This window comes from Pseudomonas sp. JR33AA, assembly GCF_021378985.1.
GTDB lineage: Bacteria > Pseudomonadota > Gammaproteobacteria > Pseudomonadales > Pseudomonadaceae > Aquipseudomonas > Aquipseudomonas alloputida.
On the sequence record NZ_JAJSAW010000007.1, the window covers coordinates 90,818 to 106,767 of the forward strand.

The window sequence follows — 15,950 nt, forward strand, 5'->3', positions numbered from 1 at the left end:
TATGCCGTCACATCCCGATTCTGGCTGCCATTGTGAAACAATTCATCGATTTCATCCCGCTGCTACTGTTCTTCATCGTCTACAAGCTCGACCCGCGCCCCATGGAAGTCGCCGGTCATCACTTCGAACTTGGCGGCATCTACAGCGCCACAGCCACGCTGATCATCAGCTCGCTGGTCGTGTATGGCGCTCTTTTCCTGCGCCAGCGCAAGCTGGAAAAGGGCCAGTGGCTGACGCTGATCGCCTGCCTGGTATTCGGTGGCCTGACCCTGACCTTTCACAGCGAAACCTTTCTCAAGTGGAAAGCTCCCGTCGTGAACTGGCTGTTCGCTTTGGGTTTTGCCGGCAGCCACTTCATCGGTGATCGGGTACTGATCAAGCGCATCATGGGCCACGCCCTGACCCTGCCCGATGCCATCTGGGGGCGCCTGAACCTGGCCTGGATCGCGTTCTTCCTGTTCTGCGGCGCGGCCAACCTGTTCGTCGCCTTCACCTTCCAGGACTTCTGGGTGGACTTCAAGGTGTTCGGCAGCCTGGGCATGACCGTGATCTTCCTGGTGGCGCAAGGCGTGTACCTGTCGCGCCACCTGCACGATGACCCTTCTACCTCCAAACCCAAGGATTGACATGCTCTACGCCATTATCGCCAGCGACGTCGCAAACTCCCTGGAAAAGCGCCTGGCTGCCCGCCCGGCGCACATCGAACGCCTGCAGCAGCTCAAGGCCGAAGGCCGCGTGGTGTTGGCCGGCCCGCACCCGGCCATCGACAGCAACGACCCGGGCGAAGCGGGTTTCAGCGGTAGCCTGATCGTTGCCGAATTCGATTCCCTGGCGGCAGCGCAGGCCTGGGCCGACGCCGACCCTTACATTGCCGCGGGTGTGTACGACAAGGTGGTGGTCAAGCCGTTCAAGCAAGTACTGCCTTGACCCGAGACGGCACGGCCTTGTGCGATCGCCCGTAGGAGCGGGTTCACCCGCGAAGAGGCCGGGCCTGCTGGCCAATCTCCACCCGCCGTTCACCGTTGCCGCCACCACCGTATTCGTGGGTAAACCCGCTCCTACACGTCGGGGGCTGAACACTGCCTGCTGTAGGGGCGGGTTTACCCGCGAAGGGGCCCACGCGGTACCAGTTATACTCGGGCCATCCGTCTGCGGTATCTTTGCCACTGGCGGGCCGAATAACCGCCGCCAATGGTTGAATTGAGTGAGTCATGAGCGAGCTGTTACTGATTGATGATGACCAGGAACTGTGCGAGCTGCTCGGCAGCTGGCTGACCCAGGAAGGGTTTTCCGTGCGTGCTTGCCACGATGGGCAGAGCGCACGCCTGGCCCTGGCCGAGCATGCCCCTGCTGCCGTGGTGCTGGATGTAATGTTGCCCGACGGCAGTGGCCTGGAGCTTCTCAAGCAGCTGCGCAGCGAGCATGCCGAGCTACCGGTGCTGATGCTGTCAGCCCGCGGCGAGCCACTGGACCGCATTCTGGGCCTGGAGCTGGGCGCCGACGACTACCTGGCCAAACCCTGCGACCCGCGTGAGCTCACTGCCCGCCTGCGCGCGGTACTGCGCCGCAGCCACCCCACCGCCACGACCAGCCAGATGGAGCTGGGTGACCTGGTCTACAGCCCTGCGCGGGGTGTGGCAAGCATCGATGGCCGCGAAATGACCCTGACCCTGTCCGAAAGCCGTATCCTTGAAGCGCTGCTGCGCCAGCCCGGCGAGCCGCTGGACAAACAGGAACTGGCGCAGATCGCCTTGGGTCGCAAGCTGACCCTGTACGACCGCAGTCTGGACATGCATGTCAGCAATCTGCGCAAGAAGATTGGCCCACACGCCGATGGCCGGCCACGCATTGTGGCGTTGCGTAGCCGTGGCTATTACTACTGCCTGTAAAAATACCGGGGCCGCTGCACGCTCCATTGGCAGCACAGGGCCGTGCCTGCCCGGCCCCATCATCTTTACGTTGCCTTTACCCTCCCCTGACTGCGCTTGACGGTGATCTCCCTAGACTGTGCTCATCCGGTAATCACCGGCCTATGAAAGGAGAGACACCATGCGCAAGACCCTTATCGCCCTGATGTTCGCTGCCGCTCTGCCGACCGTCGCCATGGCCATGCCCGACGGCGGCCCGCGCCACGACGGCCCGCATCACCGCGGTGATGCGCCTTTCCACCAACTGGACCTGAGCCGCGATCAGCGCCAACAGATCGGCAAGCTGATGGGCGAGCAAATGCAGCAGCGCCGCGACATTACCGAGCGCTACCTGTCCAAGCTGCCAGCCGCCGACCAGAAAGCCATGAAGGATGAACTGCAAGCCAACCGCGACAAGACCGACAGCGCAGTGCGCAAGTTGCTCACGCCTGACCAGCAGAAGAAGTTCGATGAACTGCAAAAAGAACGCGCTGCCAAGAAAGCCGAGTGGCAGGAGTTCCAGGCCTGGAAAGCTGAAAAAGGCGCCAAGGCCCAGTAAGCTGTCCGCCCCGTGCCCGGCCCGCATCACTGCGGGCCGGGCTTTTCTCGTTTAGGAGGTGCACTTGCGTTCACTGTTCTGGCGCATCCTGGCCAGTTTCTGGCTGGCCATCACCCTGGTCGCAGGCCTGTCGATCCTGCTGGGGCACATGCTCAACCAGGACGCCTGGATCCTCAGCCGCCACCCGGGCCTGAATACCCTGGCCAGCAAGTGGGCCAAGCACTATGAGCAGGAAGGCCTGGAGGCGGCCCAGCACTTTCTGGAACGACGCAAGGACCGCTACAAGATCGACGTGCAGGTGCTCGACGATAGCGGCGAGGCCGTGGTGCCCGGTACCTTCCCACGCCGTGCGGCAGCCTTCGAAGCGCGCCAGCACAATGACCAGCGGCGCTTGCCATGGCGCCGGCTGACCGAGGAATACACCAGCCCCGACACCGGCGAAACCTACTTGCTGATCTACCGCATCCCCCACCCGGCGCTGGATGCCTGGCACCGTGAAAGCCTGCTGTGGCCACTCAGCGCCCTGGGCATTGCCTTGGTCGTGCTGACCCTGTTCAGCCTGCTGGTGACACTGTCCATCACCCGCCCGTTAAGCCGCCTGCGCAGCGCCGTACACGACCTGGGCCAGACCACCTATCAGCAGAACAGCCTGGCACGGTTGGCAGCGAGGCGCGACGAGTTTGGTGTGCTGGCCAAGGACTTCAACAAGATGGGCGCACGCCTGCAAAGCACCATTGGCAGCCAGCGCCAGCTGCTACGCGATGTGTCCCACGAACTGCGCTCGCCGCTGGCCAGGCTGCGTATCGCCCTGGCCCTGGCCGAACGCGCCGAGCCTGAGCAGCGGCAAGCGCTGTGGCCACGCCTGACCCGCGAGTGTGACCGCCTGGAAGACCTGATCAGCGAGATCCTCGCCCTGGCCCGAGTGGATGCCGAACAGGCTCATGCCGAACCCGTCGACATCAATGCCTTGCTCGGCAGCGTATGCAAGGACGCCCTGCTAAGTGCGCCGGAGCAGGACGTGCGCCTGGAGGCGCAGCCGGGATTGAGCTTGCAGGGCTGGCCAACGCTGATAGAGCGTGCCGTGGACAACCTGCTGCGCAATGCCCTGCGCTTCAACCCGGTGGGCCAGGCGGTCGAGGTCAGCGCCGCACGCGAGCAGGACCGCATCGTGATCAGCGTGCGTGACCATGGGCCGGGGGCGGCAGCGGAGCACGTGGCGCAACTGGGTGAGCCGTTCTTCCGCGCGCCGGGACAGGAAGCACCGGGGCATGGCCTGGGGCTGGCGATTGCGCGCAAGGCAGCGGAGCGCCATGGCGGTAGCCTGGTGCTGGAGAATCATCCACACGGTGGGTTTGTGGCCAGGCTGGAGTTGCCCCTTGCTGGAGCGGCAGGCAGTTGATGTGCTGTAAAAGCGCCTGGCCTTTTCGCGGGTAGACCCACTCCTACAGGGGATGTAAATGCCGCTGTAGGAGCGGGTTTACCCGCGAATAGGCCAGGTGCCTTGATCCATAAATCAGCCCAAGGCCAGGTTACCCACCCCAGCCACTGACAAATTCGGCCGTTTGCAGCACCGGAGCCGTCCGCGGCTCGGTCAGCGGCGTGCCGACGTACAGGTAGCCGATCAGTTCCTCGTTCTCGGCCAACCCCAATCCCTTGTGCACATGGGCGTCGAAGGCCATGTCACCGGTACGCCATACCGCGCCGATCCCCTGCGCGTGCGCGGCAATCAGAATAGCGTGCGCCGCACAGCCCGCAGCCAGGCGCTGCTCGGACTTGGGCACCTTGAAGTGGTCCTGCAACCTGGCTACCACCACGATCAGCAACGGCGCCCGCAGCGGCATCGCACGAGCCTTGTCCAGTGCAGCCTGGCTGGCCTCGCCCTTGTGCTGCATGGCTTCGGCGAACAGCTCCCCCAGCTTCTCGCGGCCCTGGCCTTCGATGGTAAGAAAACGCCACGGCCGCAGCTGGCCGTGGTCCGGGGCGCGCAGGGCAGCCTGGAACAGCGCCTCGCGCTGGGCGGCATTGGGCGCCGGTTCGGTCAGGCGTGGCACGGAAACACGGTTGAGCAATGCGTCGAGAGCCTCCATCGGCTACCCTCCTGGCAGATGAATGTGCGGCCATTCTAGCGTTTACATCACCAGACCCATAGGTAGAATGGCGCCCTTCCGTTTCGAGTCTGAGCAGATCACATGGCGTTGCCGACCTTAAGGATCATTGGTTTCATCATCGGCATCTTCCTGATTACCCTGGCCGTGAGCATGGCCGTGCCCATGGCGACCCTGGTGATCTTCGAGCGCACCAGCGACATGCCGTCGTTCCTCTGGTCGAGCCTGATCACCTTCATCGCCGGCCTGGCCCTGGTGGTGCAGGGGCGCCCGGAGCATGTACACCTGCGCCCGCGCGACATGTACCTGCTGACCGTCAGCAGTTGGCTGGTGGTGTGCGTGTTCGCCGCGCTACCGTTCCTGCTGACCCAGCACATCAGCTACACCGACGCCTTCTTCGAAAGCATGTCGGGCATCACCGCCACCGGCGCCACCGTGCTCAGCGGGCTCGATAACATGTCGCCGGGTATCCTCATGTGGCGCTCGATGCTGCACTGGCTCGGCGGTATCGGCTTCATCGCCATGGCGGTGGCGATCCTTCCGCTGCTGCGCATCGGTGGCATGCGCCTGTTCCAGACCGAATCGTCCGACCGCTCGGAAAAGGTCATGCCGCGCTCGCACATGGTCGCCAAGTCCATCGTGGGCGTTTACGTCGGTTTCTCCATACTTGGCGCGCTGGCATTCTGGTGGGCGGGCATGAGCCCGTTCGATGCGATCAACCACGCCATGTCGGCAATCTCTACCGGCGGTTTCTCCACTTCCGACCAGTCATTGGCGAAATGGGATATCCCGGCCGTGCACTGGGTGGCGGTGGTGGTGATGATCATGGGCAGCCTGCCATTCACCCTTTACGTAGCGACCCTGCGCGGCAACCGCAAGGCGCTGATTCGTGACCAGCAGGTACAAGGCTTGCTGGGCATGCTGGTGGTCACCTGGCTGGTATTGGGCACCTGGTACTGGTACAGCACCAACCTGCACTGGCTCGACGCCCTGCGCCATGTGGCGCTGAATGTGACCTCAGTGGTCACCACCACCGGTTTCGCCCTGGGGGACTACAGCCTGTGGGGCAACTTCTCGCTGATGCTGTTCTTCTACCTGGGCTTCGTTGGCGGCTGCTCTGGCTCGACCGCCGGCGGTATCAAGATTTTCCGCTTCCAGGTGGCCTACATCCTGCTGAAGGCCAGCCTCAACCAACTGATCCACCCGCGCGCGGTGATCAAGCAAAAATACAACGGTCATCGCCTCGATGAAGACATCGTGCGCTCGATCCTGACGTTCTCGTTCTTCTTCGCCATCACCATTTGTGTCTTGGCGCTGCTGCTGTCGCTGCTGGGCGTGGACTGGATGACTGCGCTGACCGGTGCCGCCGGCACGGTTTCGGGTGTAGGCCCAGGCCTGGGTGAAGTGATCGGCCCGTCGGGCAACTACGCCACGCTGCCTGACGGGGCCAAATGGATTCTGGCGGCCGGCATGCTGCTGGGTCGCCTGGAAATCATCACGGTGCTGGTGTTGTGCATGCCGGCGTTCTGGCGTCACTGAGCACTTCGCCTTCCGCGCCCAAGCGGGCGCGGTACTCGCTGGGCGTGGCATCGAACCAGCGACGGAATGCCCGATAGAAGTTGCTGGGGTCGGCAAAGCCCAGCAGGTAGGCGGTTTCCAGCAGGGTCATGCCCGGCTGGGCCAGGTATTGTTCGGCCAGTTCGCGGCGGGTGTCGTCAAGCAAGGTCTGGAAGCTGGTGCCTTCTTCCTGCAGCCGCCGTTGCAAGGTGCGCTGCGACAGGTGCAGGGCCTGGGCCAGGGTTTCGCGCTTGGGCTCACCCTGCGGCAGGATGCGGCACAATACCTGGCGCACGCGGTGGCTGACCCGGCTTTCGGAGAAGCGCGCCAGGTACTCGCCGGCAAACCGGTCGTGCAGCACCGCCATGGCCTCATTGGCGGTCGGCAGCGGCGCCTCCATGTCGGCCCGCTCGAACACCAGCGCATCATGTGGGGCGCCGAACACCAGCGGCGAATGGAACGCCACCTTGTAAGGCTCGACATTCTTCGGCTGCGGCCCCTGCACCAGTACACGCCGCGGCTGGACCGGCCGGCCACTGAGCCATTTGCACAACGCCAGCGCACAGGCCAGCGACGCTTCGGCGCTGTGCCGGGTTGGCGGCAGGTGGTCGCCGTGCACGGTCAGAATCAGCGAATAACCCTCGGGGCCGAGGACGAAACTGAGGTCGGAGCTTTCGGCGATGATGCGCTGGTAGCGTACCAGGCGCTCGAAACCCTCGGCCAAGGTGCGGCTGGACATCAACGCATAGCCCACCACATGGAACGACGCCGGGCGGACCACCCGTGCCATGTTCAGGCCGATGGCCTCATTGCCTGACAGCTCCACCGCCAGTTGCCATAGGCGGGTCATGGAGTCTTGCGGAAAACGTGCGTCGGGATCGTCGAGGGCGGCAAAGTCCAACCCCAATTGCTTGAACATGGCTCTGCAGTCCAGCCCTTCCAGTTCAAGTGCCTTCACGATCCCTGATGCCCAACTGGCTGACGTTGTTCTTTCGCTCATGACAGGCTTCTTTTACCAACCGCTCCTGCGGTGAACCCCAAGGATATTCATTTGGCGCCTATTGTCACTGGTAGGCCCCGCCAGTCACTCTAGACTCGATTCAGGCTCCACGCCGTGTATCTTGACCAAAAGTATTAATCCCGGAGCACTGCCATGAACAGCAAAGCGCAGTTTCGCAGTTTTGCGGAGTTCTATCCGTACTATCTGGGGGAGCACAGCAACCCCACCTGCCGCCGCCTGCACTTCGTCGGCACCAGCCTGGTAATAGCACTGCTGGCCTACACCATTGGCAGTGGTAAATGGTTGCTGCTGCTGGCCGTGCCGGTTTTCGGCTATGGCTTTGCCTGGGTCGGGCATTTCTTTTTCGAGAAGAATCGGCCAGCGACCTTTACCTATCCGCTGTACAGCCTGGCCGGGGATTTCGTGATGTTCCGGGATATCCTGCTGGGCAAGCTCAGGCTGTAAGCATCTGAGGCCGCTTGGCGGCACCCTGCCCCTCGAGCCCTAAGCCGCCACTGCCTGCGCTTCTGCCAGCCGATACAGTTCGACACTGCCATCCCAGTGCTCGATCAACGCCGTGCACGATTCCACCCAGTCCCCGCAATTGAGGTAGTCCACCTCACCCACCTTGCGGATCTCGGCATGATGGATATGCCCGCACACTACCCCATGAAAACCACGACGGGTGCACTCATAGGCAATGGCATTCTCGAAGTCGCTGATAAAGTTCACCGCGCCTTTGACCTTGTGCTTGAGGTACGCCGACAGCGACCAGTAACCATAGCCATACCGCGCACGCCAGTGGTTGAGCCAGCGGTTGAGCACCAAGGTGAATTCATAGGCGCGGTCGCCCAGAAACGCCAGCCAGCGGTGATAACGGGTAATCACGTCGAACTGGTCGCCATGGACCACCAGCAGGCGGCGGCCATCGGCTGTCAGGTGCTCGGCCTCGTCTACCAGCTGAATGTTGCCCAGAATCAACGTTGAGTAGCGGCGTAGGAATTCGTCGTGGTTGCCGGTGACATAGATCACCTCGGTACCGCGCTTGCTCATGGTCAGCAGCCGGCGGATCACGTTGGTGTGAGCTTGTGGCCAGTAGATCCCGCTGCGCAGTTTCCAGCCATCGATGATATCGCCCACCAGGTAGATGCGGTCAGCCTGGTAGCCCTTGAGGAATTGCGACAGGTGTTCGGCCTGGCAGTCGCGGGTCCCCAGGTGCACGTCGGAGATCCACAGGGTACGCACGCGTTGCTTGCGCGAAGGGCGGGACAGTTCGGCATGGCTCATGGGCAGGCTCCGGCGCAGTTTGCTGGAGACTGGCAGGCGCACATGACAGCGCCATGGCAAAACAGTGACGAGTGATGGCGTGCAGGGATTGAGGCACAATGGGCGCCTGCCCTGCGAGGAAGCCCCCAATGACCGCCGGCCCGATCCTCTCGCTGCGCCATTACCGCGACAGCCTGATCGCCCACAGCCACGAACACCCGCAACTGGTGTTCGGCCTGCGCGGCCGCCTGGAGTTCGAGGTTCAGGGGCATGGCGCCGGGATCGATCGCCAAGGGCTGGTCGTGGTCCCGGCGGGTGCTCATCACACGTGCGCCAGCGATGCCGGCAGTGATTGCCTGGTGCTTGATGTGCCCGGCGAGCCTTGGCTGCGCGAGCACCTGGGCGAACATGCCGATGCCAGCTGCCGGCTGCTCGACCGCCCCGCCGCCCTGGGCCTGGATACGCGCCAGCAGCAACTGGTGGACTGGCTGGCGACCAGCCCCATGCACGACCCGCTGATTGCCCGTCAAGGCGCGGCGCTGCTGCTGGCCAGCCTCAACGCCACGACGGCAGCCAGCGTGCACGCCAGCCAGCGCCTGCCCTACGCGGCCTTCGATGCGCATATCGAACAGCATGCTGCCTACCCGCTGCAGGTCGCCGACCTGGCGCGCATCGCCGGGCTGTCCAGCGCCCGATTGCATGCACGTTTTATGGCGGAGTGCGGGATGACGCCCATGGACTATATTCGCCAGCGGCGCCTGCTCAAGGCGCGGCAGCTGATAGCGCAAACCCGGTTGCCGATGGGCGAGATAGCGGCGCAGGTGGGATACAGCTCGCAAAGTGCGTTTTCGGCGGCGATATTGCGGGCGTTCGGGTGTACGCCATTGGCTTTGCGGCGAGAGCCTGGCGACAACTGACAGCAGTCTTGCGACAGAACGTGTTTGCCTGAGGCTTTACACTTGCCTTTACCGGCCCTTTCGCGGGTAAACCCGCTCCTACAGGATTTCACCCGCCCTGAAGGTTGTGCAAACCCGTAGGGGCGGGTTTACCCCCTGAAGGTTGTGCAAAACCCGTAGGAGCGGGTTTACCCGCGAAAGGGCCGGCACTGCCTGTAGAGATCTTTATCAAGGACCCACCATGAACCACCGCACTGCATTGGGCGCACTGCACATTGGCGCGCTGTTCTTCGGCCTTACCGGTGTCTTCGGCAAACTGGCCGCCAGCGCCAGCCCGGCGATCATCGTCTTCGGTCGCGCCGCTTTCGCCGTACTCGCCCTGGCCGTGTTCGTCAGCCTGGCCGGCCCGGGCTGGCAACGCCTGAGCAGCCAGGATACGCGCCGCCTGCTGCTCGGCGGTGTGCTGCTGGCTGGCCACTGGGTCAGCTTCTTCATTGCCGTCAAAGTGGGCGGCGTAGCCATCGCCACCCTCGGGTTCGCCAGCTTCCCGGCCTTTACGGTGATCCTCGAAAGCCTGCTGTTCCGCGAGCGTATCCAGCGTAACGAAGCCGTATTGGTCGTGCTGGTCAGCATTGGCCTGATATTGGTCACACCGGCATTCGACCTGGCCAGCGAAGCCACCGGCGGCCTGCTCTGGGCACTGCTCTCGGGGCTGCTGTTCTCGCTGCTGTCACTGACCAACCGGGCCGGCTCCGGACGTTTGCCTGCCGTGCAGGCCGCACTGTGGCAAAACCTGGTGGTGGGCCTGTGCCTGCTACCGTTCGCGGCACCCGGCCTGGCCGACGTTGCGCCCCTGGACTGGCTGTGGATCGCCCTGCTCGGCATCTTCTGCACGGGTGTGGCGCATAGCCTGTTCGTCGCCAGCCTGGCAGTGATCAAGGCGCGCACCGCCGCGGTCGTGTTCGGCATGGAGCCGGTCTACGGCATTGCCGTGGCCTGGGCAGTGTTCGCCGAAACCCCTACCGTGCGCATGCTGCTGGGCGGCGCGCTGATCATCTTCGCCATTGTGCTGTCCAGCCGTCTGGCTGCCGAGCAGCCGCCCAGGCAGCGGCCACTGACCGAGGGCGCCTGATCAGCGGTCGTTGTGACCCAGGTCACGCTGCGGGTCGACCAGGTCGCGCACCCGCTGCTTGAGCGCCTTCGCTTCGGGGAAACCACCGTCGGCCTTACGCTCCCAGATCTGCACGCCATTGCAGGTGATGCGGAAGACACCCCCGGTGCCCGGCTCCAGCGCCACCCGGCCAAGGTCGTCGGCGAAGGTGCTGAGCAGTTCCTGAGCCAGCCAGGCTGCCCGCAGCAACCACTGGCACTGGGTGCAATAGGTGATGACAATTTCCGGCTTGTTGTCCGCCATGGTGAAACATCTCCAGGTGAGGGGCCGCTTATACTAGCGGTCTTTCGCCCACGGTTTGAGAGTCACGATGCGCCGTCTGCTGTTCTGTTTTCTGCTCGCCCTCACCTCGCTTACGGCAATCGCTGCGCAACCCGACAGGCCCAAGGTCGGCCTGGTGTTGTCTGGCGGTGCCGCCCGTGGCCTGGCCCACATCGGCGTACTCAAAGCACTGGAGGAACAGGGTGTGCGCATCGACGCCATCGCCGGCACCAGCATGGGCGCGGTGGTCGGCGGCCTGTACGCCTCGGGCTACAGTGTCGAAGAACTGGAAAAACTCGCGACCACCCTTGACTGGCAACAGGCGCTCTCCGATGCCCCGCCGCGCAAGGATGTGCCGTTCCGGCGCAAGCAGGATGACCGTGACTTCCTGGTCAAGCAGAAGCTCAGCTTTCGCGACGACGGCAGCCTGGGCCTGCCGCTGGGTGTGATTCAGGGCCAGAACCTGTCGCTGCTGCTGGAAAGCAAACTGGCGCATACCGCCGACACCCGCGACTTCGACAAGCTGCCCATCCCCTTCCGCGCCGTGGCCACCGACATCGCCAGTGGCGAAAAAGTGGTATTTCGCCGTGGTCACCTGCCCCAGGTAATCCGCGCCAGCATGTCGATCCCCGCCGTGTTCGCCCCGGTCGAACTGGACGGCCGCCTGCTGGTGGATGGCGGCATGGTCGACAACATTCCGGTGGATGTAGCCCGCGAAATGGGCGTGGACCTGGCCATCGTGGTCGACATCGGCACCCCGCTGCGCGATCGCAAGCAACTACTGACGGTGGTCGACGTGCTCAATCAGTCGATCACTTTGATGACCCGGCGCAACTCCGAAGAGCAACTGGCCAGCCTGCACCGCGACGACATCCTCATCCAGCCATCGCTGACCGCCTTCGGCGTGACAGACTTCGGCCGTGCCCGCGACATGATCGACGCCGGTTACCGCGCCACTCGCCTGCTTGACCCGCGCCTGGCCGCCCTGCGCCAGCTCGAAGGCGACGCCAGCCTGGCCGTGGCCCGCTCACCGCGCCAGCGCACGCCGGTAATCACCGCCATCCGGATCGAAAACGACTCCAAGGTCAGCGATGATGTCATCCGCTCGTACATCCGCCAGCCGATCGACGCACCGCTGGAACTGGACCGCCTGCAAACCGACATGGGGACGCTGTATGGCCTGGACTATTTCGACAGGGTGCAGTACCGCGTGGTGCACAAGGGCAACGACAACACCCTGGTGATCAACGCCCGGGGCCGACGCGGCGGCACTGACTACCTGCGCCTTGGCCTGAACCTGTCCGATGACCTGCGCGGCGACAGCGCTTTCAACCTGGGCGCCAGCTACCGGGTCAACGGCATCAACAGCCTTGGCGCCGAATGGCTCACCCGCGGCCAGATCGGTGACCAGCAAGCGCTGTACAGCGAGTTCTACCAACCCCTGGATGTGGGCTCACGCTACTTCATCGCGCCGTACCTGGACTTGGGCTCGCAGAACATCGAAGCCACCCTGGACAACGACCCCGTCGCCGAGTATCGCCTGGAGCGCTACGGCTTCGGCCTGAACGTAGGCCGGCAGATCGGCAACAGCGGTGAAGTGCGCCTGGGCGTGGGCAAGGCCTGGGGCGAGGCCGACGTGCGCATCGGCGACCAGGACCTGCCCAAGGTCAGTTTCAACGAAGGTTTCTACGAGCTGAAGTACTCGTTCGACACCCTCGATAACGTGTACTTTCCGCACCATGGCGAGGACATCGGCCTGACCCTGCGCAAATACGACAAGTCGCTGGACTCCGACCAGGATTACCGGCAGTGGCTGTTCAGCCTGGACAAGGCCATCAGCAGCGGGCCGAATACGTTCGTGCTGGGTGGGCGCTACGGGCGCACGCTGGACGATACCGAAGTGGTGACGTCGAGCTTTGTGATGGGCGGGGCGCGAGAGCTGTCAGGCTTCCGCCAGGACTCGGTCTCGGGGCAGAACGTGAGCCTGCTGCGCATGGTGTATTACCGCCGGCTGACGCCAAGGGCCTATGTGCCGCTGGACTTCCCGCTGTACATCGGCGGCTCGCTGGAGCGTGGGCGGGCGTGGAACAACGACAACGAATTCGACAGTGGGTACATCAATGCGGCGAGCATCTTCCTGGGGCTGGATACGCCTCTAGGGCCGCTGAACTTCAGCTACGGCGCCAACAGTGCGCATGAGCAAGCGGTGTACCTGAACCTTGGGCACACCTTCTGAGGCTTGCACTGCACCTGCATCGATGGGGGGCCTCAGGACTTTTCGAGGTTGGCCAGGATCTTGGCATGCACGCGCATACAGACCTGCAAGTCCGCCTCGTCCACGCCGGTAAACAGCTCTACACGCAGCTGATTGGCGATGGTCTCGATCTGATCGATCAACGGCTTGGCCGGCGGGCACAGCACAATCTTCTTCGCCCGCCGATCCTCCAGCACCGCCTGCCGGCGCACCAGCCCTTGCGCTTCCAGGCTGTCGAGCAGGCGCGCCAGGGTCGGGCCCTCGACACCTACGCTCTGGGCCAGCTCACGCTGGGTCGGGGCCTCTTCGAAGCGCGCCAGGTGCAGCAACACCAGCCAGCGCGCCTGGGACAGGTTGAGCCCGGCCAGGCGGCGGTCCAGCTCGGCACGCCAACCTCGGGACATCTGGGCCAGTTGCATGCCGAAGCGGTGTTGGTTGTCGTTCAGGGGCATAAGAAACTCATTGAGTAGATCTAATTATTAGGCAGCTAACCATGCCCTGCCCCATGAGGCAAGGCTCGGCCTGGCTTACGCGTTTGAAAATCGTCAAAAAGCATGACAAAGGTCAGCAGATGGCGCTTCTGTCTTCGATCCTGCATGCGTTTACAATTCGAATTCCGCCGCCAGTGCGGCGCGTACGCAGTAGAGCACCCCCTCCGGCACCCGCGCCCCGAACTGCGGGGCAATGGCCGACACCGGTGGCAGCTCCCCCTCGCCATCCAGAAACGCGTCCTGCACCTCCATCATCAGGTCTTCCGGCAGGTCGATGGCCTGGTCCAGACTCAGCTCCTGGCGGCCCAGCGCCTCGGCCAGCAGGCTATACACGTTCTTCTCGCTGCAGTTGAGCTGCCCGGCGATCTGCGCCGGGGTCATGCCCGCACGGGCCAGGCTGACCAGTTCGTGGCGCAGGTCGAGCACCACTTTCGGTGCCTCGTCGGTGCCACCGCTGCTGTTCAGCACTTCGAGGAACGCCTGGCCGTAGCGCTCCAGCTTGCGCGCCCCCACACCGCTGACCTGGGCCATGTCACTGAGGCTGACCGGCTGGCTGCGCAGCATCTCCAGCAGTGTCGAGTCGGGGAAGATGACGTAGGGTGGCACACTGTGTTCTTCGGCCAGCTTGCGGCGCAGGGTACGCAGCGCTTCCCACAGGTCGCGCTCTTCGGCACGCACCAGCTGGCTGGCCGGGCTGCCGCCGCTGGACGACGAGGATTTGGCCGTGGTCTGAGGTTTGAGATCACGGCGCAGTTGCAAGGTCACCTCGCCGCGCAGCAACGGCCGGCAGCTGTCGGACAGGCGCAGGCCGCCGTAGCCTTCCAGGTCGATATCGACCAGGCCACGCGCCACCAACTGACGGAACAGTGAACGCCACTCAACCTCGGCCAAGCCTTTGCCAACGCCGAATACCGACAGCTTTTCGTGGCCGAAATTGCGCACCTTCTCGGTGTCCTTGCCCAGCAGCACATCGACCAGGTGGCCAACACCATAGCGCTGGCCGGTGCGGAACACCGCCGACAGCGCCTGGCGGGCCGGCTCGGTGGCGTCCCAGGTCTGGACGTTGTCGACACAGTTGTCGCAGTGCCCGCACGGTTGCTCAAGGGTCTCGTCGAAGTAGGCCAGCAGCGACTGGCGGCGGCAGCGCGTTTCTTCGCACAGCGCCAGCATGGCGTCCAGCTTGTGCTGCTCGATGCGCTTGTGGCGCTCGTCGCCTTCGGAGTTCTGCAACATCTGCTTGAGCATTACCATGTCCTGCAGCCCGTAGGCCATCCAGGCATCGGAGGGCAGGCCGTCACGGCCGGCCCGGCCGGTTTCCTGGTAGTAGGCTTCAAGCGATTTGGGCAGGTCGAGGTGAGCGACGAAGCGCACGTTGGGCTTGTCGATACCCATGCCGAAAGCAATGGTAGCGACCATGATCAGCCCTTCCTCGTTGAGAAAGCGGTGCTGGTTGGCCGCACGCGTCTCGGCGGCCAGGCCGGCGTGATACGGCAGCGCAGGGAAACCCTGACTGCAGAGGAAGGCGGCGGTTTCGTCGACCTTCTTGCGCGACAGGCAGTAGACGATGCCAGCGTTGCCACGACGCTCGCCGAGAAAGGCCATCAACTGCTTGCGCGGTGCCTCCTTGGGCACGATGCGATAGAAGATGTTGGGCCGGTCGAAACTCGACAGGAAGCGCTCAGCGCCCTGCAGGTGCAGGCGCTGAACGATCTCCTCGCGGGTTCGCATGTCGGCCGTAGCGGTAAGTGCAATGCGCGGCACATGCGGAAACAGTTCGGCCAGTTGGCCCAGCTGCAGGTACTCCGGGCGGAAATCGTGCCCCCATTGCGATACGCAGTGGGCTTCGTCAATGGCGAACAGCGAGATGTCCAGATCGCGCAGGAAGTCGAGCATGCGCGGCTGCACCAGGCGTTCAGGCGCCAGGTACAGCATCTTGACCTCACCACGGCGCAGGCGCCCGGCCAGCTCACGCTGCTGCTCCGCCGTCAGGGTAGAGTTCAGGGCGGCCGCCGACACCCCCAGCTCGTCAAGGGTGGCGACCTGGTCGTCCATCAGCGCGATCAGTGGCGATACCACCACCGTCAGGCCCGGGCGCAGCAGCCCCGGCACCTGGAAACACAGCGACTTGCCGCCGCCAGTGGGCATCAGCACCAAGGCATCGCCGCCATTGGCCACGCATTCGATGATCGCTGCCTGGCGCCCACGGAAACTGTCGTAGCCGAAGATGTCCTTGAGAACGCGCTGAGCCTGTTCGAGCATGTGCAACTCCAAATCGCCGTACCATCCTGGATAAAGGCTGGACGAAAAACCTGCCCCGCACACGCCAAATGCGTAAGCGGTTTTTGCCAGGCAGCCGTTAAAACCTGCCCCTGGATGAAAAATCGCGGAGTATACCGCAGCACCGCGCTGCACATGCACCGCGGCGATAGACGTTCCCTTTGCCCCGCTGCCGCTGCAAGGTGCTAGAATTCGTTATCGTTTAT

16 protein-coding genes are annotated in these 15,950 nt (G+C 63.7%); 10 read left to right on the forward strand and 6 right to left on the reverse strand.

The features are described from left to right. Positions 1–32: 32 nt before the first annotated feature. The 5 genes from LVS58_RS13500 to LVS58_RS13520 all read left to right on the forward strand — a co-directional run bounded on the left by LVS58_RS13500 (position 33) and on the right by LVS58_RS13520 (position 3,865). Positions 33–626 carry a septation protein A gene (locus LVS58_RS13500; protein WP_233691518.1) on the forward strand — a complete coding sequence of 198 codons (594 nt, stop codon included), beginning with the start codon at positions 33–35 and terminating at the stop codon, positions 624–626. 1 nt (position 627) lies between these two features. Beyond that, on the forward strand, positions 628–927 hold the full coding sequence (locus tag LVS58_RS13505; protein WP_015271283.1) for a YciI family protein: 300 nt from the start codon (positions 628–630) through the stop codon (positions 925–927). A 284-nt stretch (positions 928–1,211) separates the two neighbouring features. Continuing rightward, entirely contained in the window at positions 1,212–1,889 is a 678-nt protein-coding gene (locus tag LVS58_RS13510; RefSeq protein ID WP_233691519.1) for a response regulator transcription factor, read from the forward strand. Between the two features lie 160 nt (positions 1,890–2,049). Then, positions 2,050–2,466: a Spy/CpxP family protein refolding chaperone gene (locus tag LVS58_RS13515; RefSeq protein WP_233691520.1), complete on the forward strand. Its 417-nt coding sequence runs from the start codon at positions 2,050–2,052 to the stop codon at positions 2,464–2,466. Between the two features lie 58 nt (positions 2,467–2,524). Beyond that, positions 2,525–3,865, forward strand: coding sequence for a sensor histidine kinase (locus LVS58_RS13520; RefSeq protein WP_233691521.1), 1,341 nt, complete (start codon positions 2,525–2,527; stop codon positions 3,863–3,865). Positions 3,866–3,995: 130 nt separating this feature from the next. Here the strand turns inward: LVS58_RS13520 and LVS58_RS13525 are convergent, their stop codons facing one another. After that, positions 3,996–4,553, reverse strand: coding sequence for an NAD(P)H nitroreductase (locus LVS58_RS13525; RefSeq protein ID WP_233691522.1), 558 nt, complete (start codon positions 4,551–4,553; stop codon positions 3,996–3,998). A gap of 102 nt (positions 4,554–4,655) precedes the next feature. On the opposite strand from LVS58_RS13525, the gene LVS58_RS13530 reads away from it, so the two are divergent. Continuing rightward, complete coding sequence (locus LVS58_RS13530) at positions 4,656–6,110, forward strand: TrkH family potassium uptake protein (protein ID WP_233691523.1); 1,455 nt, start codon at positions 4,656–4,658, stop codon at positions 6,108–6,110. Here LVS58_RS13530 and LVS58_RS13535 read toward each other — a convergent pair. Further along, positions 6,067–7,128: an AraC family transcriptional regulator gene (locus tag LVS58_RS13535; protein WP_104961021.1), complete on the reverse strand. Its 1,062-nt coding sequence runs from the start codon at positions 7,126–7,128 to the stop codon at positions 6,067–6,069. The two genes, LVS58_RS13530 and LVS58_RS13535, sit on opposite strands and share 44 nt — an antisense overlap. Before the next feature lie 153 nt (positions 7,129–7,281). Here LVS58_RS13535 and LVS58_RS13540 point away from each other — a divergent pair, with 153 nt between their 5' ends. Further along, complete coding sequence (locus tag LVS58_RS13540; protein ID WP_014590083.1) at positions 7,282–7,593, forward strand: DUF962 domain-containing protein; 312 nt, start codon at positions 7,282–7,284, stop codon at positions 7,591–7,593. Positions 7,594–7,632: 39 nt separating this feature from the next. On the opposite strand, the gene LVS58_RS13545 is transcribed toward LVS58_RS13540, so the two are convergent. Then, complete coding sequence (locus LVS58_RS13545; protein WP_233691524.1) at positions 7,633–8,415, reverse strand: UDP-2,3-diacylglucosamine diphosphatase; 783 nt, start codon at positions 8,413–8,415, stop codon at positions 7,633–7,635. Positions 8,416–8,543: 128 nt separating this feature from the next. On the opposite strand from LVS58_RS13545, the gene LVS58_RS13550 reads away from it, so the two are divergent. Both LVS58_RS13550 and LVS58_RS13555 read left to right on the forward strand, forming a co-directional pair. After that, positions 8,544–9,311: a helix-turn-helix transcriptional regulator gene (locus tag LVS58_RS13550; RefSeq protein ID WP_233691525.1), complete on the forward strand. Its 768-nt coding sequence runs from the start codon at positions 8,544–8,546 to the stop codon at positions 9,309–9,311. Positions 9,312–9,531: 220 nt separating this feature from the next. After that, a complete protein-coding gene (locus tag LVS58_RS13555; protein WP_233691526.1) occupies positions 9,532–10,422 on the forward strand; it encodes a DMT family transporter in 891 nt (296 codons plus the stop codon). On the opposite strand, the gene LVS58_RS13560 is transcribed toward LVS58_RS13555, so the two are convergent. Further along, entirely contained in the window at positions 10,423–10,704 is a 282-nt protein-coding gene (locus LVS58_RS13560; protein ID WP_003254571.1) for a SelT/SelW/SelH family protein, read from the reverse strand. It abuts the gene before it with no gap. Between the two features lie 67 nt (positions 10,705–10,771). Here LVS58_RS13560 and LVS58_RS13565 point away from each other — a divergent pair, with 67 nt between their 5' ends. Next, positions 10,772–12,958, forward strand: coding sequence for a patatin-like phospholipase family protein (locus LVS58_RS13565; RefSeq protein ID WP_233691527.1), 2,187 nt, complete (start codon positions 10,772–10,774; stop codon positions 12,956–12,958). A 32-nt stretch (positions 12,959–12,990) separates the two neighbouring features. Here LVS58_RS13565 and LVS58_RS13570 read toward each other — a convergent pair whose 3' ends face one another. Together LVS58_RS13570 and recQ are read right to left on the reverse strand one after the other, a co-directional pair. Beyond that, entirely contained in the window at positions 12,991–13,428 is a 438-nt protein-coding gene (locus LVS58_RS13570; RefSeq protein ID WP_010955198.1) for a MarR family transcriptional regulator, read from the reverse strand. A 150-nt stretch (positions 13,429–13,578) separates the two neighbouring features. Further along, positions 13,579–15,726, reverse strand: coding sequence for a DNA helicase RecQ (recQ, locus tag LVS58_RS13575; RefSeq protein WP_233691528.1), 2,148 nt, complete (start codon positions 15,724–15,726; stop codon positions 13,579–13,581). Positions 15,727–15,950: the final 224 nt, after the last annotated feature.